At 67.0% G+C, this 19699-nt stretch carries 19 protein-coding genes; 7 read left to right on the top strand and 12 right to left on the bottom strand.

Annotation, left to right across the window (positions count from 1 at the left end; genetic code table 11):
• Nucleotides 1-2 precede the first annotated feature (2 nt).
• The 8 genes from AAF604_19490 to AAF604_19455 form a co-directional block, all read right to left on the bottom strand.
• The gene (locus AAF604_19490) at nucleotides 3-947 is read right to left on the bottom strand and encodes a hypothetical protein (protein MEM7051859.1); all 945 of its coding nucleotides are present in this window, start codon (nucleotides 945-947) and stop codon (nucleotides 3-5) included.
• Nucleotides 948-1087: 140 nt separating this feature from the next.
• Nucleotides 1088-2548: an ankyrin repeat domain-containing protein gene (locus AAF604_19485; protein ID MEM7051858.1), complete on the bottom strand. Its 1461-nt coding sequence runs from the start codon at nucleotides 2546-2548 to the stop codon at nucleotides 1088-1090.
• 11 nt (nucleotides 2549-2559) lie between these two features.
• Nucleotides 2560-3243, bottom strand: a complete 684-nt coding sequence (locus AAF604_19480; GenBank protein ID MEM7051857.1) for a DNA alkylation repair protein — start codon at nucleotides 3241-3243, stop codon at nucleotides 2560-2562.
• Between the two features lie 160 nt (nucleotides 3244-3403).
• On the bottom strand, nucleotides 3404-4804 hold the full coding sequence (locus AAF604_19475) for a sigma-54 dependent transcriptional regulator (GenBank protein MEM7051856.1): 1401 nt from the start codon (nucleotides 4802-4804) through the stop codon (nucleotides 3404-3406).
• Complete coding sequence (locus tag AAF604_19470; protein ID MEM7051855.1) at nucleotides 4801-6066, bottom strand: ATP-binding protein; 1266 nt, start codon at nucleotides 6064-6066, stop codon at nucleotides 4801-4803. Before AAF604_19470 ends, AAF604_19475 begins: the two co-directional genes overlap by 4 nt.
• Nucleotides 6063-6668, bottom strand: a complete 606-nt coding sequence (locus tag AAF604_19465) for a hypothetical protein (GenBank protein ID MEM7051854.1) — start codon at nucleotides 6666-6668, stop codon at nucleotides 6063-6065. The genes AAF604_19470 and AAF604_19465 overlap by 4 nt, the downstream gene beginning before the upstream one ends.
• On the bottom strand, nucleotides 6665-8101 hold the full coding sequence (locus AAF604_19460; protein MEM7051853.1) for a hypothetical protein: 1437 nt from the start codon (nucleotides 8099-8101) through the stop codon (nucleotides 6665-6667). Before AAF604_19460 ends, AAF604_19465 begins: the two co-directional genes overlap by 4 nt.
• 203 nt (nucleotides 8102-8304) lie before the next feature.
• Nucleotides 8305-8862 carry a TIGR00730 family Rossman fold protein gene (locus AAF604_19455; GenBank protein MEM7051852.1) on the bottom strand — a complete coding sequence of 186 codons (558 nt, stop codon included), beginning with the start codon at nucleotides 8860-8862 and terminating at the stop codon, nucleotides 8305-8307.
• Between the two features lie 222 nt (nucleotides 8863-9084).
• On the opposite strand from AAF604_19455, the gene AAF604_19450 reads away from it, so the two are divergent.
• Entirely contained in the window at nucleotides 9085-9495 is a 411-nt protein-coding gene (locus AAF604_19450; GenBank protein ID MEM7051851.1) for a DUF3224 domain-containing protein, read from the top strand.
• Here the strand turns inward: AAF604_19450 and AAF604_19445 are convergent.
• Nucleotides 9492-11081 carry a SpoIIE family protein phosphatase gene (locus AAF604_19445; protein MEM7051850.1) on the bottom strand — a complete coding sequence of 530 codons (1590 nt, stop codon included), beginning with the start codon at nucleotides 11079-11081 and terminating at the stop codon, nucleotides 9492-9494. The two genes, AAF604_19450 and AAF604_19445, sit on opposite strands and share 4 nt — an antisense overlap.
• A gap of 300 nt (nucleotides 11082-11381) precedes the next feature.
• A complete protein-coding gene (locus tag AAF604_19440; GenBank protein ID MEM7051849.1) occupies nucleotides 11382-12593 on the bottom strand; it encodes an adenosine deaminase family protein in 1212 nt (403 codons plus the stop codon).
• A gap of 193 nt (nucleotides 12594-12786) precedes the next feature.
• On the opposite strand from AAF604_19440, the gene AAF604_19435 reads away from it, so the two are divergent.
• Nucleotides 12787-14799 (top strand): M35 family metallo-endopeptidase, encoded by a 2013-nt coding sequence (locus tag AAF604_19435; protein MEM7051848.1) that lies wholly within the window; start codon nucleotides 12787-12789, stop codon nucleotides 14797-14799.
• Between the two features lie 220 nt (nucleotides 14800-15019).
• The gene (locus tag AAF604_19430) at nucleotides 15020-15664 is read left to right on the top strand and encodes an outer membrane beta-barrel protein (GenBank protein MEM7051847.1); all 645 of its coding nucleotides are present in this window, start codon (nucleotides 15020-15022) and stop codon (nucleotides 15662-15664) included.
• Between the two features lie 307 nt (nucleotides 15665-15971).
• On the opposite strand, the gene AAF604_19425 is transcribed toward AAF604_19430, so the two are convergent.
• Both AAF604_19425 and AAF604_19420 read right to left on the bottom strand, forming a co-directional pair.
• Nucleotides 15972-17045 (bottom strand): hypothetical protein, encoded by a 1074-nt coding sequence (locus AAF604_19425; GenBank protein ID MEM7051846.1) that lies wholly within the window; start codon nucleotides 17043-17045, stop codon nucleotides 15972-15974.
• Complete coding sequence (locus AAF604_19420; GenBank protein ID MEM7051845.1) at nucleotides 17042-17524, bottom strand: helix-turn-helix transcriptional regulator; 483 nt, start codon at nucleotides 17522-17524, stop codon at nucleotides 17042-17044. Before AAF604_19420 ends, AAF604_19425 begins: the two co-directional genes overlap by 4 nt.
• 237 nt (nucleotides 17525-17761) lie before the next feature.
• Here AAF604_19420 and AAF604_19415 point away from each other — a divergent pair, with 237 nt between their 5' ends.
• From AAF604_19415 to AAF604_19400, 4 genes are all read left to right on the top strand, one after another.
• Nucleotides 17762-18289: a 4a-hydroxytetrahydrobiopterin dehydratase gene (locus AAF604_19415; protein MEM7051844.1), complete on the top strand. Its 528-nt coding sequence runs from the start codon at nucleotides 17762-17764 to the stop codon at nucleotides 18287-18289.
• On the top strand, nucleotides 18286-18696 hold the full coding sequence (locus tag AAF604_19410) for a hypothetical protein (GenBank protein ID MEM7051843.1): 411 nt from the start codon (nucleotides 18286-18288) through the stop codon (nucleotides 18694-18696). Before AAF604_19415 ends, AAF604_19410 begins: the two co-directional genes overlap by 4 nt.
• 128 nt (nucleotides 18697-18824) lie before the next feature.
• Entirely contained in the window at nucleotides 18825-19457 is a 633-nt protein-coding gene (locus tag AAF604_19405; protein ID MEM7051842.1) for a hypothetical protein, read from the top strand.
• The coding region (locus tag AAF604_19400) for a hypothetical protein (GenBank protein MEM7051841.1) at nucleotides 19454-19699 on the top strand (246 nt) is incomplete at its 3' end. The genes AAF604_19405 and AAF604_19400, both read left to right, overlap by 4 nt.

Here is a 19699-nt window from a genome sequence, read left to right as displayed (position 1 = left end):
CCTCAGGGGCAGACGGCGAAGGTCGCCGTGTCGGTGATCGCCGCGGCGCTGTTGCCCTGCTCGTTGCGGTACTCCTGGAAGTGGCCGCTGCGGGTGTCGGTGACTCGTAGGGTGTACTCGACGTTGGTCGACGCCGAGGCGAGCACCCAGAAGCGTTGATTCACCGGGCAGCCGTCGATCACCTTGACCAGGAACTCCCAGTTCGAGGCCTCGAAGAACCAGAACAGGGCCGAATCGTCGGAACGCGTCACCAGCGAGCCGACGCCGGTTTCGCCGTCCGGCTTGCGCCAGTCGATCTCGACCGCGAAGCGCTCGCCGTTGAGGTGCACCGCGTCGGCGGCTGCGCTGCCGGTGCTGACCACGAAGCCACCGTCCGGGGCGACATCGCCGACCCGGTTCTCGCTGCCCACCACCGCCGCGGCGTGCACCGGCCCGAGGCTCGATACCAGAGCTCGCGGCACTCGCAACGCCAGCTCCCGTCCGGCCAGCTCTACCGGCACGCGACCGAGAGCGACCTGGCGGGACTCGTCCATCAGCAGCGCGCTGCGGTCGGACTCGCGGTAGCTGGCGAGGGGAATGTAGGCGTCCGTTCCCAGACCGCTTTCGAAGGGGGTCAGGAAGTCGACGAAGGAGAGCTCACCGGTCTGTCGGTCGCGGTCGAGATCGAGCTCGACGAAGCCGAAGATGGCGCCGCTGGCGTCGCTGCCGGGGGTCGCGATGGGTTGGTCGAACTCGAGCACCAGGCGATGCTCGAGGCGGTCCGTGGTCGCCGACAGGCGAACGATGTCGGCGCAGGGTGGAGTGCAGTCACCGCTCGGATCGGGCCGACTCGCCGCCATCGCTGGCGAATCGCCGAGCAGCAGCCCTCCGGCGAGGAGCAGCGCCGGGGTGAGCAGGGAGAAGACCAGCCAACCTCCGCCGGCAGGGCCGAGAACGCGTTTCTCCATGGGGACCTCCCGTGGTCGGTTGGGGGCGACCGCTCGCCCCGGGGTTCGGAGCCCGGTTTCGCATCAGGCAACCGTGAATGACCGTCGGGAGGTGGTTGGTTTACATGGCAGGAGAATCCCGCGGTGGCGAGGAGTAACCTTCAGGGAGGCTCTGGGCTCGGAGTCGGCGTGTCCTGCGGCCGACTCGCTGCCGCCAGCAGCTCTCGAACCCGCGGCGCGGCGAGCTCGAGGGCCGTCTCACTGTCGTTGTTCGTGATCGCCGGATCTGCTCCCGCGGCGAGCAACAGCTCGACCCGCTTTCGGCTGCCGTCATCGGCGGCGATCATCAGGGCGGTGGCCAGGCGATGGTCGCGAGTCTGGTCGACCAGGGAGGGGGCGACCTCGAGCAGCGGAGCGAGACTGCGGGCGCTGGCGTCGGCGGCGAGCATCACCAGGGTGGTGCCATCGGGAGCGGTGATCGTGGGGTCGGCGCCGGCTGCGAGGAGGCGCTCGATCAGGGCGACCTTGCGCCGCTGCACCGCCCAACGCAGGGCCGGGTGGCCGTTCGAGTCGAGGGCGTCGAGATCGGCGCCGGCGCCGATCAGGAGGTCGATGATCTCGGAATCGCCGGCCGCGATGGCGAGATGGAGTGGCGGTTGAATGCGCGGCGCATTGATGTCGGCGCCGGAGGCGATCAGGGCGTCGATCTCGTCGATGCGACGGTCCTCGATGGCCTGGTAGAGGGAGCGTTGTTGCGGGCCGGTGAGGAGCTCTGGGTGGCGAAACACGTAGATGCCAGCGGCGATGCCGAAGGTCGTCAGCATCACGCCCCAGCCGACGGCGACGGCGACGGCGCCCTTGAGGAAAGATGGAAAGGTCTTTCCGAGAACGCCCATCACCGCCGCGACGGGGATGACGAACTGGAGAATTTGCGACAGCCGAGCCATGGTCTGAAAGTCGTAGATCGACGCCGGGAGCACAAACAGGGGCAAGTAGATTGCGATCCCGAGGAGCTGGACGTGGGCGAAGGCGAAGAGCGCCAAGACCCCCGTTTCGGCGAGCCTCAAGTTCGATCGGCGGCTCAGGGCCCACACCACGAAGGCAAAGGGCCCCGCAATCAGCAGGTTGACCCAGATCGCGTTGTTCATGATCCAGTTCATGAACTGCAGCATGAAGGCTTGCATTTCGGGAGGAAGGGTCTGGTACTGCTCGACGACACCTTCGAAGAGCTGCTGGCCCGAGAAACGGACCGCCAGGTGATGGACCAGGATCGACGCCGCCGAGGTGACGGCGAGGTAGGTGAAGGGGTTCAAGTAGCGCCGACGCTGGCCGTCGAGGTAGCGGCGCACGGTTTGTCCCGGGGCGACGGTGAGGTCGCGAATCGTGACCCAGATGCCGCGATCGAAGTTGAACAAGCGGTGGAAGAGATCGCCGAGGAGACCGCTTACGGAGAGGCGGTCGTGCCAGTGGCGTTGCCCACAGGCGCTGCAAAACTCGCCCTGCAATGGCCTCTCGCAGTTGCCGCAGATGGTAGCCCCGGGATCGCCGGCCTCTCGGTTGACGCCCGCGGCGTCCGGGAAGGCGATCTCTGCGCGATCTTCGCTGCCGGCCTCGAGGGTCAAGGCGTGGGCTCCTACTCGGCCTTCTTCTGCCGGTGCTCGAGGGTGCGGCGGATGTAGTCGGCAGCATCCGGCGTCTTGCAGCTGGTGTCGCCGTGTTCGACGTCGACCTTGCCGATTCGGCCGGCCGCGGCGAGCGCCTTGGTGGTGAGCGGCGGGGTGCGCACACCGATCGAGATGAGCGCCTGGTTCATGGCGTGACGGATGCGATTGGCGCGGTCGTGGATGTGCTCTTCGATGCGCTCGAGGTGAGCGACGAAGTAGGCGTCTTCGATCTCCTCGCCATCGTCGAGGGCCAGGCTGGCGAGCAGGTTGTAGCCGGTCTGGCCGACGAACTCGCGCGGCGAGCGGGTCCAGGTGTCGACCTTGCGGCGGCGGTGGGGGCCACGGGCGACGAGCTTCGAGAAGGCGTCGGCGACGATGTAATTGTCGATCTCGCGGCACCAGCCGTCGAGCTCGCGCAGGCCCAGAGCGCTGGCGTCGGCCACCATGGTCGCGAGGACGCGGGCGTCGTGATTGCCGGAGGCCCAGAGTTCGAGGGCGAGGGCATGGTCCTGGCGGATCTTCTTGTGCAGCTTGCCGAGGTTGGCGAAGCTGACTCCGAAGAGCGGTTCCTGGACGCCGTGACGCGGATAGACCTTGCGGTTCTGGGCCGTGCCCAGCGCTTCGAGCTCGCCCATGACTGCTTGAAAGTCCATCGTGTCCACCCCCTTGGTCGCTATCGGCCCCGCCCGTTTCTATCGCATCCCGTCCCCGACCCCAAGGATGTCTCTGCGTCAAGGCGTATTGAACGCGCCCGCCGAGGGCGGCACCAGGGGGTGCTGCGGAGCGCGTCTCGGCTCAGTCCTGGTTGCTGCGTCAATCCTGGTTGTTGGGGCGCCGGATGCCGAGGGTGGCCATCTTCTGGTGCAGATAGGTGCGCTGCAGGTCGAGGGCGCGGGCGGCGGCCGAGATGTTCCAGTTGCTCCGCCGCAGCATGGCTTCGATGTACTCGCGCTCGCAGCGTGCCCGCAGCTCGCGCAGGGGCAGGCTGCCGGCGGCCTCGAGGCGCAGCAGGTCGGTGCCCTCGGCGCCGGCGGCGGCGCTCGGTGAGCTGGCGAAGAGCGGCGTCGGGAGCTGGTCAACGGTGATCTCCTTGCCGCCGAAGACCACCAGCCGCTCGCACAGGTGCTTGAGCTCGCGGACGTTGCCGGGCCAGGAGTAGCGCCCGAGCTGCTCGTAGACCTGCTCGTCGACGCGCCGCGGGCGCAGCCGATGCTGGCGGCTGTACTGCTCGATGAAGACGTCGAAGAGCAGCCGGATGTCGTCGCCGCGCTGGCGCAGGGGCGGGACTTCGAGGGGCAGGTGGGCGAGGCGAAAGAAGAGGTCCTGGCGGAAGCTCTGCTGGCGTACCGCTTCCTCGAGGTCGCGGTGCGTCGCCGCCAGGATGCGGACATCGACGGAACGCTCGCGGGAGTCGCCGATGCGTCTCACCTTACCGTCTTCGAGGACACGCAGCAGGCGGGCCTGGAGCTGGACGTCCATGTCGCCTATCTCATCGAGGAAGAGGGTGCCGCCGTCGGCTTCCTCGAACAGGCCGGGGCGCGACTCCTTGGCGTCCGTGTAGGCGCCGCGAACGTGGCCGAAGAGCTCGTCCTCGATCAGATTGCTGGGAATGGCGGCGCAGTTGAGCTTGATGAAGGGGCGATCCCGGCGCGAGCTCTGGTGGTGGAGGGCGGCGGCGACGAGCTCCTTGCCGGTGCCGCTCTCGCCTTGGACCAGCACCCGTGCCTCGGTGGCGGCGGCGCGGGCGATGAGCTCGCGCAGGCGGTCCATGGCCGGTGAGTCACCGAGCAGCTTGGGTTCGCCGGCGAGCTCGCGCTCGAGGTCGTGAACCTGCTTCTTGAGGGCGGTGTGCTCGAGGGTGTTCTCGATCGAGCGCATCAGGCGTTCACGGCTGAAGGGCTTTTCGAGGAAGTCGTGGACGCCGAGTTGGAGGGCGTCGACGGTCTCCGTGATGGAGGCTTCGCCGGACAGGATGATGGTCGGCGGCAGGCGGTCGATGGCGGCGAGCTGCTTCACCAGATCGACCCCGCTCATCCCCGGCAGGCGGACGTCGAGAAGCAACAGGTCGGGCAGCGATCCATTGCCGCCTTCGAGCTGAGCGAGGGCCCCTTCGGCGTTCTCCATGGCGGTGGGCGAGAGGCCCTGGTCGCGGAGCTGGAAGAGCAGGTTGGCGCGAATCTTGGGGTCGTCCTCGACGATCAGCACGCGGCTCATGGGGCGGAGGTCTCCTGCGGTTGCGGAAAGTTCAAACGGAAGGTGGCGCCGTGCTGGCTCGGCACCAGCTCGAGATCGCCACCGTGGTCGAGGAGGATCTTTTTCGAGATTGCCAGGCCGAGGCCGAGACCTTCGCCGAGGGTGCGGGTCGAGGCATAGGGATCGAACAAGCGGTGGCGCATCTCCGGGGCGACGCCGGGACCGTCGTCGGCCACCACCAGCGAGGGACCGAAGGCGCCAGCGGCGATCTCGAAGGTCACGGTGCCTTGGGTGCGGCCCTCGGGAGGGTGCTCGGCGAGGGACAGGGAGCTGTTGTCGCACAGGTTGACCAACACCTGGCGCAGCATCTCGCGGTCGATCTCGATGTCGCAGCGTGGCGCTCCGGCGAAGCGCAGCTCGAGGTTGTCCCAGGCGCTGGCGAAGGTGGCGACGAACTCCTCCACCAGGGCGGCGAGATCGTGGCGCTCGGTGCGCGGGGCCGGCAGGCGGGCGAAGGAAGCGAAGCGCTGGGTGAACTTGCCGAGACGCTCGAGCTCCTGGAGGGCGCTCTCGGTGGCGCGGCGGACCTCGTCCCGCTGACCGTCCGGGGCGGTCCCGAGAAGGGGCTCGATGCGCTCGATCTCGAGGCGGGCACCGGTCAGTGGGGTGCGCATCTCGTGGGCGTGGCGGCGCGCCGCCTCCTGCCAGGCGGAGAGGTTCTTGAGCGCTTCGAGGCGCTGGCGGTCGCGCGCCATGCGCCGCGAGGTGCGTTCGACCATGCCGGCGATGCGGCCGATGATGTCGCGCCGCGGCTCCCCCAGGCCGAGATCGATGCGCCCTTCGGCGAGGCCGGCGAGGGCTTCGCCGAGGCGCGCCAGACGGCGCTCGTCGCGCCGCTGGCGGAGGACGACGACGGTGGCGGCGAGGAGGGCCGCGGCCAGGAAGGCGACCAGCAGGAGCTGCTCGTAACGGCGCACGATCTCATCGCGGTTGTGGCGCAGGATGCGCAGGCGCTGGTTGAGGGTCTCGAGCTCGGCGAAGCGGCTGCGGTAAGCGGTTTCGCCGTCCGGATCGAGCTCGGCGAGGCGTTTCGGGTCGTCGAGGGAACGGTCGAGGGCGGACATCACCTCGGGGTGGGAAGCAAAGGCGATCCAGGCTCCCGAGATGCGACGTTGGAGGAACTGGAAGAGAAGCGCGGCGGCGGCGAGCAGCAGAAGAACGGTCAGGGGACCTCGCCAGGCGGGGGCTCGCCAGCCATCGGATGAGCGGGTCGGAGGCATCATCGGCTCCTCGGAACGGATACCGTCCAGCGGAAGGTGCGCAGGGCGCGGCGCCGGATGGAGGTGGCGATGAGCACGCCGAGCACTTCGTCGACGCCGGGCACGGAATCGCTGTCGAGCTCCGCCTCGGAGCCCCCGAGGGCGTCACTGAACCAGCGTTGCGTGTCGCGCCCTTCGGCTTGGGAAAACGGAATGATGTCGAGGCGCAGGCGAACCTCCTGGCCCGCCGTGACGGCCTGCGAGCGCAGCACCACCGGGCGGGCCGATCGCCACCAGGATCGGAGCGCATCGCGGCCGGCGAGGTCGTGCCCTTGGCGTCGTCCGTCGGCGCCGAGCAGGCGGACTCGGAAGACCTCGTCCCAGAGGTCGTAGCGGATCTCGATGCGGGCCCCGCCGACGGTCTGACCGCCGCGGCTCGCGACCAGTGCGAAGGTGGTGGTGAGGCCGGTCTCGAGCTGACCGGCGATCTCCTCCTCGGTCAGCAGATCCGGCAGCCCGGCGATCGCCCAGGCGCCGTCGACGGCCTCCAGGCGAGGGGCGGCGAAGGCCGCCGATGAGCCCAGCCAGACGATCAGCACCAGGCCGAGGAGGAGGCGAGATCTCACTCGCGATCTCCGGCGTGGGTGAAGGCGAAGCCGACCCGGAACAGGCCCCAGCGGTTGCGCAGCGCGAGGCCCGTGTGGGCGGTCCAGGTGGTCACCGGGTTGTTGCCGACGCCGAGGCTGGGGGTGGTGCCGCTGTGGCCGACCTGGAGGGTGGTCTCCCAGCGCAGCTCGCCCCAGCGGCGAGCCGACTGGGGGTCGAGGAGGGAGCGGGTGTGACGCAGGCTGAGCTGGCCACGCCACAGGCCGAGATTGTCGTCGACCACCTCGGCCGCGATAGGGAAGTTGTCGAGGCGGCTGCGACCGAGGCTGGCGTTCACCCCCAGGGACAGGGTTTGGCGGTCATCGAGGGCCCAGTGGCGGTCGCCGGAGAAGCGCACCGTGAGCTCGCGACTGTCGGTTTGCGGCAGGTCGAAGGTCGCTGGACCGGCGCCGGCGATGGTCGGCGAGGAGACTCGCGTCAGGCGGGCCTCGAGGGTGCGCCAGCCGAGGCCCGCCGACAGGCGCTGGCCGCGGGCCGGGAAGATCGGGTCGTCGGTGGTGTCGTAGAGCCAAGCGAGCTCGAGGTCGGTGGCGATGAGATCGCGAAACAGGAAGGTCGATGAGTCCCTCGGGTCTCCGATCACCGGCGGGCGCTCGCCGCGCTCGCCGCTCAGCCAACTTCCGCGCAGGGCGACGGAGTGGGCGCCGGCGATCGGCAGGCGCAGGTCGAAGCGCGCATCTTGGGTGGTGCCGCGCTGATCCCAGGCACCGTAGGCGGGATCGGTGCCGAGGCTGAAGATGCGGGTGCGGCACTCGGAGTTCTCGGTCCCGATGATGACGTCGTCGGTGTCCGACGTGCGGATCTCGAGGGAGCCTTCGCAGGAAGTGCGGGCATAGGACAGGTTGAGCAGGGCCGGGCGATCGAAGAGGCGATAGCGGGTGATGCCGAAGCCGGGGTTGTCGCCGCCGGTGGCGATGTAGAGCAGGGTGTGGCGGCCGGGAAAGAAGCGCACTCCGACGGTGGGCTGAAGGTCGACTTCCTGGTCGTCGGCGTAGGTGACCTCGGGCTGGAAGCGGTTGAACAGCAGGTCGCCGCCGAAGAAGAAGCGCCGGGTCTCTTCGACCTCGATGACCAGCACATAGAGGCCGCGCTCGCTGCCCTTGGCGAGGGAGAAGTCGGCCGAGTAGATAAACGGCAGGCGGGCGATGCGGTAGGCCGCCTGGCGCAGCTCGTTCTCGGCGTAGGAGCGGCCGGCGGTGAGGCGCGATTCGGAGAGGACGATCTCATCCGACACCCGATCGTTGCCCTCGACCCGCAGAGCCTCGATGGCGAAGATCGGCGCGCTCAGTCCGAGCTCAGGCTTCCCCTCCTCGAGGGTGGGCGAAGCCTGCGCTCCGACGGATCCCGCCAACAGGGCCAGGCAGAGGATGAAAAGGACGGACTTCTTCGCCATTCGGTCTCCGTTCGGATGCGGCGTGGGGAGGAGCTTCGTGAATCTCCTCCAAGCAAGGCCGATGCCGTTTACGCCGGCGCCGTCCAGGGGTTGCGTCGCGACCCCCGCCGCTCGAGGAGTGTATGAAAAATCATCCGCTCGTTCGCTGGGCGTGACGGTCGACCCGCCGCGGGCCAGGAACTACAGGAAGGCTCTGGAGGCGCTCAGGAGCTGCGTGGGGTGGCCGCGGTCAGGCGGTCGAGGAGAGTTTCGACCTCGCCCTCGACGATCATCAAGGGCGAGCTCTGTGGCCTGACGAAGCCCTGTTGACCGGCATGCTCGAGAAAACTCACCAGGCCGTCGTAGTAGCCGCCGACATTGAGGATGCCGCAGGGCTTGCGGTGAATGTCGAGCTGGCCCCAGGTGAGCACTTCGAAGGTCTCCTCGAGAGTGCCGAGGCCGCCCGGCAGGGTGATGAAGGCGTCGGCGCGCTCCGCCATCAGGGCCTTGCGGTCGTGCATAGTGTCGACGATGTGCAGCTCCGTGAGGCTTTCATGGGCGAGCTCGCGATCGGAGAGCACCTGGGGCAAGACCCCGACCACCGACGAGCCGGCGGCGAGGGCGGCGTTGGCGACCTTGCCCATCAGGCCGACGTGGGAGCCGCCGAAGACGAGATCGAGACCGCGGTGACCGAGGGCGGTGCCGAGATCGAGGGCGGCGTCGCGATAGATCGGATCGGCTCCGGCGTTGGAGCCCATGAAGACACAGACGGATCGGATCATGGGGGCGCATTGTAGCTTGCCCCTCGCCTCCCGGATGGAGGTGCGGACGAACGCGCCCCCAAGCATCGCCGGCAAGAGGCTGGGCTAAGATCGGTTCGTCGGGATCTGCAACGACTCGAGGATCTGTGAATGGCTTCGAACCCCACTGGCCGAGCTGGCCTCGCAACGCTGGTTGCGGCGCTTTTGGCGCTAACCGTCGCGGCCGCCGAAGGAGAACGAGAGATGACGACGCGTCACACCGCCACCGGCACCTTCGAGGTTTCGCTGGCGCCCCTCGAAACCTACGCCGACGCCAAGGCGACCAAGATCGGTCGCATGTCCATCGACAAGACCCTCGCCGGCGATCTCGCCGGCAGCAGCGTCGGCGAGATGCTCTCCGGCGGCTCGCCGGCGGAAGGCTCCGCGGGCTATGTCGCCATCGAGCGGGTGACCGGCACCCTGCACGGTCGCCAGGGTTCCTTCCTGCTGCAGCATCTGGCGACCATGACGCCGGAGTCGCAGCAGCAGACCATCCAGGTGGTGCCGGGCTCCGGAACCGGAGAGCTGACCGGCATCGCCGGCGACTTCGTGATCGAGATCGATCAGGGCGAGCATTCCTACCGCTTCGAGTACACCCTTCCGAAGACGGACTAACGCTCGCGGCGCAGGATGAGCAGGGTGCGGTCGTCGTCGAAGGGCGTTCCGGCGACGAACTCGTCGAGGTCGGCTTCGATGGCGGCGGCGAGCTCCCTCGGCGGCAGATCGCGGTGTCGGCTGCAGACCTCGCCGAGACGCTCCATGCCGTACTCTTCCTGCTCGCTGTTCATGGCTTCGGAAATGCCGTCCGTGTAGGCCACCAGCGTATCCCCCGGAGCGAGCTGAAGGGCGCAGCTACGGTAGCCGGCATCCGGTACCAGGCCGAGGGGCATGCCGGTGCAGGGCAGCGGCTCGACGTCCCCGGAAAGACGAATGCACAGGGCCGGGCTGTGGCCGGCGCTGCAGTACTCGAGGGCACCCTGGTCGGGGTCGAGGATGGCCAGAAAGGCGGTGGCGTAGCGCTCCGGCGGAGTGCGCGAGAACAGCCGCCGCGAGAGCTTGTTGCAGATTTCGTCGGGGTTGTCGCCTTCTTCGATCGGACCTGCCGAGAGGGCCTCGAGGGAGGCCGTCAGGAGCGAGGCGGACATGCCCTTGCCGGCGACATCCACCACCATCAGAACGCACTCTTCGCGGGCCTCCTCGCTGCTCTGGGACGAACGCTCGACGGCCATGTAGATGTCGCCGGAGACGCCGCGCGACGGCGCATTGGCGCCGTGGAGCTGGTAGCCCGCCACGGTCGGCAGGGTTTGCGGCAGGAGGGCGACCTGGATCTTGCGCGCCAGGTGGAGCTCACCCTCCAGTCGCCGTCGTTCGACGGCCTCCTCGGTGAGGGTGAGGTTGCGTAGCCGCAAGCCGGCGGCGCCGGCGAGGGAGGCGAGGAGCTGCATGTCCTCCTCGCGAAACTCGCGCACGTGGCGGCGAGAGTTGACCACGATCATGCCGAGGGTGCCTTCCGGGGCGAGCAATGGGGCGGCCACCAGGCTGCGCAGGCCGGAGCTCAGGATGCTCTCGGAGGCGGCGAAGCGTTCGTCCGCCTGGAGATCGAGGACGAGGGCGGCGAGGCCTTTCTCGACCACTTCCCGCACCAGGCTGCGGGAGTAGGGATAGGGCTCCTTGGCGCCCGCCAGGGAGCGGCTGGCGCTGAGCTCGAAGGTGCCGTCCGGACGCTCGAGAAAGACCGCTCCTTCCTCCGGCTCGAGATGACGAAACGCCTGCTCGAGGACCAGGTCGAGGAGCCCCGCGAGGTTCATCGGGCGGGCGAGATCGACGTGTAGCTGGTTGAGAAGCTTGAGGCGGTGGCTGTAGAGCTCGGGGTCGCCGGGTTGGTCCTCGATCAGCTCGGCGGCCTTGCGGAAGATGGTCTTCACGCCGGTCGGCAGGGTGCCGGTGCCGGAGGTGGTGGTGGCGTCGTCGAGGTGGATGCGGCAACCGCCGAGCTGGATGACGTCGCCGATGCCCACCGGCGTCGGCTCGGCGATGGCGCGGCCGTTGACCAGCGTGCCATTGCGGGAGCCGAGGTCTTCCACCATCACCCGACCGTCGCTCTGCACCATGCGCGTATGGCGGCGCGACAGGTACTGGTCGCGCAGCACCACATCGCAGCCGGTGGAGCGCCCCAGGATGAGCTCCTCGCCGGTGAACACGCGTTGTCGCGTGGGCCCTTCCCGCGGTTCGATGACCAGGTGGAAACTCATCGGCAAAAGGCGGTAACTTTCATCTTCAACGAATTCTCAGCGATCGAATTTGCATTATGCCATCGGGCTCGCCGCCGGGGCGCTGCGTCCTCGGCGCGGCACCGCCGTCGGTGGGCCGCACGATGGCCATCGGAGGGTGCCGCGGCGCGGAGTAAGTGCCCGGAGGAGGCTCGTGAGGGCGCGCCGCGGGCGGCGCAACCGGGCGGGCCCATGGTGGGGCCGCCGCTGCCGGCGGAGTCCCGGCGGCGCTTACTTCGGACCGATGCCGTGCTCGGCGGCGACGCGGTCGTAGAAGTCGATCACCTGGCGCACGTAGGCGCGCTTCTCGCGATAGGTGCCGGGGAAGAAGCTGCGCTTGAAACCGTGGATGACGACGTTGCGCAGCTCTTCGGGAGTCATCGCAAAGGCGTCGCAGGCCTGGGCGATCTCCTGGGTCACGCTGGTGCGCGACACCAGCCGGTTGTCGGTGCACAGGGTGACCGAGAGCTTCTCGCGCAGCATGCGTCCGAAGGGATGGTTCTCCACCCGGCGCAGGTCCGGCATGGTCTGCAGGTTCGAGGTGATGCAGACCTCCAGGGTGATGCGCCGGTCGGCGATGTACTCGGCGAGCTGGTGAACGTAGCGCTCCGGCTCATCGGCCTGCACCTGGTCGACGGAGTAGAGATGAGTGCCGTGACCGATGCGGTCGGCGTTGAGCAGGGTGATCGCCTGGAAGATGCTCTCCGGGCCGTAGGCCTCACCGGCGTGCACCGTCTTCTTGAGGAAGTGCTGGCTCGCCAGCTCGTAGGCGTCGACGTGGTCCGAGGCCGGATTGCCGGCCTCGGCACCGGCGAGGTCGAAGGCCACCACCGGTACCCCGAGACGGTCCCGAGCCTCGACCACGGAACGCGCCAGGGAGAGGGAGGCGACGCCGTAGACCTCCTTGGCGGGCCACTGGTCGAGGGCCTCCATCAAGTTCTTGAAGTAGGGAGCGAAGCCGCCCGTGAACATGCGCATGGCGGAGGCGATGATGCCGTAGCGGAAGGGCGGCTCGCCCTCCGGCAGGTCCTTCTCGTGTTCCCTGCGGGCGCGATCGAGACCACGGTCGACGGCGGTCAGCACCTGGCCGATGTCGAAGCCCGGCCGGACGTGGAGCTGCGGCGCGAAGCGCACCTCGATGTAGCGCACGCCCTCCGCCAGGCAGTCTTCGGCGAGCTCGTAGGCGATGCGCTCGAGGGCTTCCGGGTCGCTCATCACGGCGCAGGTGTAGGCAAAGCCGTGGAGGTAATCGGGCAGGTCGCGATAGCTCTCCTTGAAGACCAGCTCGAGCAGGCCCTCGGGAGTTTCCGAAGGCAGCGGGACGGAGCGTTCGCGAGCCAGCTCGATGAGCGTCGGCAGGCGCAGCGAACCGTCCAGGTGGAGATGGAGGTCGGACTTTGGCAGAGCTTCGAGAAAGGCGGTGGAGTAGGGCTCTCGCGACATCTTTTTTCGGGTCTCCGAGGGTGCTGCGGCGCTGCGCGCCGACGGTGGGGCGGGATCCTAGCATCCCGTTCCCGTCGTCGGCTGGTCAAGGCGGGAGAAGTCCCTCGGGAGAGCGGCGTGCTAGCCTCGATCGCCGCTCTCGTCGGCCATCGGGCGATGGCGAGTGGCAACGCTCCCAGGGAGGATTCTTGCGATGGTGGGAAGTCAGCGTCTTCGGGGCCTCGTGGGCCTTTTCGCTCTGCTGGCCGGAGTCTCCGTGCCGAGCCTCGCCGCCGGTGATCTCAGCGCTTCCCTGACCGCCGAGGACGATGGTCGGGTGCGCTATACGCTGGCCTCCGAGGAAGCGCAGCCGATCCTGCTGTTGCCCTGGAACACACCCGCCGAGGAGCTGTCGGCGGATCTCTTCACGGTGACCCGGGGCGATCGCCGCTTTGGCTATCGCGGGCCGCAGGCGGTGCGTGGTTCGCTGCCCGTCGAGGCAGTGCCAATGGAGCAGCCGATCGAGCTGCCCTCGGGCGGTTCCATCGACCGCCTGCTCGACCTGGCGGCCGCCTACGGCCTCGACGAGGCCGGCGAATATCGCGTCGAGCTGTCGGTTCCCGTGTGGGTGCGGGGCGACGACGGCGGTTGGATTCACCGGTCGCTGGCGGCGGAAGCTCTGACCCTGAGCCTCGGAGCCGCCGCCGAGGGCAGTCGCGGCAGCGACGCGGGCAGGACCGGCACCGCCACCCAGTCCCTGGGAGTCGAGTTCGAGGATTGCGAGGCGGCTTCGAGCTTCTATATCTCGGAGGCCAACGTCAGCGGCACCTCCTGGTCCAAAGAGGCCTTCGACTACCTCGATTCGCGCGCCGACTACGTCATCTACTGGGCCGCCTTCGATGGCCAGCGGTGGCGTCGCCGCGAGCGCATCCAGACCACCATCAAGGATGTTCCGATGACCCCGACGCGGATGGGGGTCGAGGCCTTCGGCGAGCGCCTCTTCATGTACTTCATCGGCTTCACTCGCTTCAATATCTACGAGTCGATCTTCGACGGCAAGGACTGGTTCGGCAACAAGCAGCTCGAGACCAATCCCGACAGCCATCCGCGGACCTCCACCAGTCCCGGCATGGCGGTCTTCGAAGATCAGCTCTACCTGTTCTACCGCAGCCAGGGCCGAACGGACATCTCCTGGACCAGCTTCGACGGCGAGGGTTGGCATGGCAACGAGCCGGTGGTCACGGCGGACGGGTCGCGGCCCCAGACCGTCGGCACGCCGGCCGTCACGGTCTTCGGCGAGCGGCTCCAGATGGTCTATCGCGGACAGGATGAGGATGTCCTCTACAGCGCCTCCTTCGACGGCGAGACCTGGAGCGGCAACCGCCCCATCGAGCTCGCCTCCGGAGAGCGCCTGCCGGCCATCGGCAGCCCTTCACTGGCGGTCTTCGGGGACCGCCTGCACGTCATCTACCGAGACGGGCGCGACTCGGCCCTCTCCTGGGCGACCTTCGACGGCGCGTCCTGGAGCGGCGGCGAGGCCATCACCACCCGGGCCGGCGAACGCCTGCTGACCGTCGATGGTGGCGCCCTCGCCAGCTTCGGGGGCCGCCTCCACGGGGTCTATCGCGGGCTCAACGAGGCTCACCTCGCCTGGATCGAGTACGACGGCAAGGGTTGGGTCGGTCGCGGCTTCCTCGAGACTCCCGAAGGGCGGCTGGAGTCCGGTACGGTGCCGGCGCTGGTGCCCTACGGCGACGAGCTGTTGCTCTTCTATCGCGGCGGTTGGGCGCGCCCATCGAAGGCGGCGCGCTACAACGCTTGGCTCGGCGAGCACAGCCGCGAGCGCCACGCCAAGGCGATCAGCGTGCTCGCCGACGTTCGCCAGTCCTTCGACAAGAAGCTCTCCTTTTCGTGCTCCGGTGAGGTGGCGTGCAACGGCGTCGCGTCTTCCTGCAGTGCGGGCAATGTCGCCTTCTCCTGCGTCGGCGGCTCCGACCGCACCCTCTGGCTCTGTCCGGAGTTCTGGCAGCTGCCGCCGGACCGCGGTCAAGACTCCCAGGCCGGCGCCCTGATCCAGGCAATCGCCGGCTGGTTCGGTGCCTCCGGCAAGGTGCAGACCTGTGAGGCGGTGCGCGAGCTGGCCGAGCAGGCTCCGGACGAGGCGGCCCTCAATGCGGCCGCGCTGCGCTACCTGGCCGAGAAGGTCAGCGACTGCGGCGCCTTCTGATCGCCGGCCTTACTCGCCGATCCGCCGGTCGCAGGCTGTCTTCCTCTCGACCTCCGTCGAACGGCGGGATCGGGGAAATATTTTCGTATCCGATTACGTAGAAGTCAGTGGGTTCCGAAACGAAACTTCCCTTGCTCGACGGACGGGTCGGGGCCGCGGAGTCCAAGAAACTCGAGATTTCCTCGCGACACACGCAGCACGAGTCCTTCTGGAGGTTCGGATGAACCGTTCGAAATACAACTGGGTGATCGGGTTCGCTCTGGCGCTGCTCGCCACCGCTCCCGTGGTGCAGGCACAATCCTTCGAGATCACGCCCTTCTTCGGCTATCGCGTCGGCGGTGAATTCGACCGCTTCGACGAAGATTTCGGCGACCTCGACTTCGACACCGACATCGAGGTCGACAACGGTGAGAGCTTCGGCGTCATCGTCGACTTTCCGATCGGTCAGAACTTCTACGTCGAGCTCTTCGCCAGCCGCCAGGAGTCGGAGCTGATTTTCGACGGCGGCTTGTTCGAGCCCGACGACACTCTCTTCGACATCGATGTCGACTACTACCACGGCGGCATTCTCTACGAGTGGAATCCCGGCCAGCTCAAGCCCTTCGTGGTGGCGAGCGCCGGCGTCACGCAGCTTTCTCCCAACAACGGCAGCGGCGACGAGACCTACTTCTCCGCCAGCGTCGGCGGTGGCGTCAAGGTATTCTTCAGCGACAACTTCGGCCTGCGCTTCGAGGGCCGGGTCTTCTCGACCGTGGTCGACGAAGACGACGAGGTCTTCTGCGACCGTCGCTACTGCTACGACTACGACGATGGCAATTACCTCTACCAGGGGGAGGGCCGCGTCGGCCTCATCCTGCGCTTCTAGGAATTCGCCAGCGTCGGCCTTCGAGCGGAGGGTGCGGAATTTTCCGTCCCTCCGCTTTTTCGTTTCCGGAAGGGGTGAGGTGCGCTGAGCATGTGGGGCAATACTCATGCCCGGAATTGAACCCTGGAGATGAGAGAATGGTGCAGACTGTGGCCCGGCGGGCCATGGAGGCCGCTGCCGTGTCCATAGCGAGAAGGAGGCGCCTTATGTGGGAATGGATTCTCGAGCTATTGGGATTGGGAGGGGAGACGGCCTCGACTGGAGGGAGTGGCGATAACGAGTCTAATCCTGGGATAGATCCCGACGGCTAGGCACGTCTCGCCTTGCGTCTTGCCGCTTCGATTGCATGCTGGAGGCGAGGGAGGGCAACTTGTTGTGAGAGTCCTCGCTGAACCGCAAGCACTGCCGTCAGGAGTTCCTGCGGGGAGCCGGAAGTAGTAAAGGCGTTGCTGGCTGCGGCTGCAGCCAAGCTCGCCTCTGAGAACCTACCTAGCGTCAGGAGGAGGCCGGCGCGATCGAGGTGAATCGCTCCGGCGACGTTGAGGAGGTCGAGGGCCTCTGATTTCTCGCTCGCCATCTGGAAGAGGTCACAGGCCTCTCGGTGATGCCCGCGGTTCGCTGTGATTCTGGCGACGAGCCAATCTCGGTGGACACGATCCCTAGCGGTCCCAGACTCTTGGTACTCGTCAGCAAGGCGATGAGTGAGTCGCATCGCGGACTCGTAGCGCCCCTGTTCCGCTAGGCAGAATGCCAGGTTATGGGCGGCACTGAGGAACAGTCGCCCACTTTCTTTGGCATCAATATGAAGGAGCCCTCGAATAAGCCACTTCAGGGCTTCTTCAGTTTCTTCGGCGTCAGTGAGGACAAGGCCTAGTTTGACTTCTAGGCGGGCGATGAAACCGCTGCTTGCAATGTACTGGACATCTTGTATGGCCCGTCGAAGGAGAGTCTCCGCTCTGCCGTGGTTGCACAGGTCTAGACTGAGCGAGGCGTCTAGAGAGTTGAGCTTCGCTAGGTCGAGGGGATCGGTTATATCGTCGGTAAGGTCCCGAGCAATGAGAAAAGCTCGCTCCGCCGCTCTCATGTCATCCGCCACCCGGTATGCATTACCGAGGGTCGCCCAGGCGAGGGGAAGTAGCTCGGGACCGTAAGACAGCGGACTTGCTTCGGCGGCAGCGACAGCGACTCGGCCCCAAACGAGCGGTTCGTCTCCCTGACGACAGAAGCTCATCGCGAGTTGGATGAAGGCCCGGCGATGGCAGCCCGAGAGCTTGCGGGCAGCATCTACTCGCGCCTCATCTTCGAGGCCGGCCAACCGAGCAGCTTGATCGTGGGCCGCAAGCTCTTCGGCGTCGAGTGCTTTGAAGGGCTTGTCGGTCAAGGCAGTGCCTTCTCCAAGGCGTTCCGTGTCGCCAGCGCCGACCGCTGGGCCGTAGCTCTGTCCGCTTGACGCATGACGGTGCGCTCGGCAATTCGGTCGATGACTGCGTCAACTAAGTAGTCTAGCGGATGCTCTTGGTCTTTCTGATCTGAGGCGTCGTCACTCGGCGAGTCTGTTGCCGGAGGACTCGGTTCAGCCTCCTCGGGTTCTGCGGGCTTCAAGAGCTGCCATAGAGCCTCCCGTGTTTCTTCGAGGCGGCCCGGCTCCTCCATCTTGACGCTCAGGTCGAGGAGGTCAGCCCCCATGGCGTCGAGCAGCCGCACCAAGGTGGGCCATTGTGGAGCCCGCTTGCCCAACTCGTAGGCGCTAATGTTCGACTGCGTCACGCCCGACTTGCGCCCGAGTTGGCCTTGCTGCAGGCCTGCGTGCTCCCGCAGCTCCCGCAGAGCTTTCCCTAGCGGATCGTTGGTCTGTCGCATTTGCAGGAAGACTATACACGACATCTTGATCAGGCGAAAGAGGCAGCGAATCGACTCTCGCCAAGTCTTTATTGAGACTTCCTGCGTTCCTGGTTCCTTTGTTTAAGTCTACTAGAAGTCTAGAATTCTTGACAAAATTCCCCTTTAAATCTATTGTGTTTCCGAAGTCAATGTAACGTTCTTCTGTCGCGGTTCGCAGTCTCGCGAAGTCCCGACTTGACTATTGGGAGGTCTCCGATGACGAAAGGACAATCTTCGGTCTCAACATCTCTAGATCTTGAACCGGCGGCCTACTACCAACTCCTTTGGGAGAGCGGCCTCGCCGGCTTTCCCGGCCCGGGCGACCTGCCCGGCCACCTGAAGCCGGAGCGTATCCAGAAGACCCTGGCTCAAGGCCGGGCGGCGCTCCTTTCCCCGGGCAAGAAATCCGCCCCAGGCCCCGCGATCACCCTGCCGCGACTGGGGGATGCCGCCCTGCGCGAGCGTTCCGAGGCCTTTGCGGGCTGGCGCCTGGCGGATGACAACCGCAGCCTGGTGCGGCCCTTCGTGCTCGACAGCTCGGAAGCAGCCCTTGGCTTTGCGGCGTTCATCACCGGCATTCTGCAGGCAGCGGGTTCCTTCCCGGCGATGGCGGTGGTCCTCAACACGGTGTGGGTGGTCCTCACTAACCCTCGGGTACGGGGCTTGACCGAGGTCGAGCTCGCCCTCGCCGAGCGCCTGTCGCGCCAGTCGCCGGACCATCCCTCGCAGGCGAACGTGTCGTGAGCTTGCGATCTCCCGTGCCGGAATCGGTTCTGCGAGAAACGGCCCTCGCCTTGGTGGCGGACGCCGAAACGCGCTCTGCCCTGCGCTGGCTGGGCGAGGCGCTCCACGAGCGCCTCGTCTGCCAGCCCACGCCACCGAGCGTCGACCGCTCCCTCGCCCCGGAGCTTGCCGCCGTGGCCAGCGACCTGCGGTACCTCTGCCGTCTGCTGCGCCGAATGGACCCGCAGGGTGAGCCTTGCGATATCACTCGCGCTGCCTTTGCCGAGCGCGCGGCCGACTCCCTCGAGCTGCTGGCGCGTTCCCTGGAAAGCCTCCGCAACCTGCATAGGCCCGCGGGCAGGCCGCCGCCCTCTTCGAGATTTCCGGACATCTTCCGGACGTCTTCCGGACATCTTTTTCGGGCCTGATCGCCAAAAACGCCCGTCAAACGGCGATGGCCTCCACGGCATGGCGCTTGCTTTAGAGATTTGGCAAGGAACTGAATCGAGTTTTACGTTGTCCTAGAAGGACGAGGGCATTTCTTGGGAGGTTGAACGTGATGCATCGAGCGTTGATGTTGGCGGTGTCGGGGCTGTTGTTCTTGGGTGGCTCACTATCGGGCCTGGAGCTGGTTTCGGGACCGAAGTCCCTGACGATCGCCCGGGTCCCGGCAGACTCGGAGCTCTGGGTCTTCGGAGTCGGCAAGGGCCGAGACGGCTACAACCGTGTGCTGACGACCTACTCGGAGACCTTGAGCGACTCGGACGGCGACGGCCGGATCACCTACGAGCCCGCCGGCGGGATGCCGGCGCTGGCCTCCTGGGGGGTGGCGGATCTTTCCACCGGTGCGGTGACGGTCCTCCCGTCGCCGGGCTGGGAGGGTTCGGTGTCGAGCTTGCCGGCGACGGCGCTCGACCCCACCGGCGAGTCGCTGACCTTGCCGCACCGCCAGGTGGAGGCGTTCCTGGTGCGTCCTGGAACCGCCGGCTGGCGCCAGTCGATCGGCGACGGTTCTTCGGCGGACGGCGATGGCTTCGAGAACGGCTCGGTGAACCTTTCGCTGTCGTCTCTGGCGGCCCAGGACGGCGGCTCGGAGCTTCCGGGATCTCTGCAACCGGAGGACGTGCTGGTGGTGATCGACACGTCGACCCTGGAGCTGATCTGGACCGGTGAGGAGGTGTCGCCGTGAGCCGCCTCGTCTTTGCCGCGATTCTCATTCTTCTTCTCGCGCTCGTGGCCCCGGCCCTCGCCCAGCCAAAGCCGGTGGAAGCGCGCGGTTTCTCACCCGGTGAGGTCTACGACTACTCGGGTCTGGATTCGGTGAACCTGTTCAACGGCAACCTGGTGCTGGCGCCGGCGTACCCGAGCTCGGCGGCGACCGCCGACCAGCCTCGCCATTCGTCGCCTCGCTCGACCGCGATCCTCGCCGAC

It is taken from the genome of Acidobacteriota bacterium, assembly GCA_039028635.1.
Classification (GTDB): domain Bacteria; phylum Acidobacteriota; class Thermoanaerobaculia; order Multivoradales; family JBCCEF01; genus JBCCEF01.
This window is presented reverse-complemented; position numbering and strand designations above follow the sequence as displayed.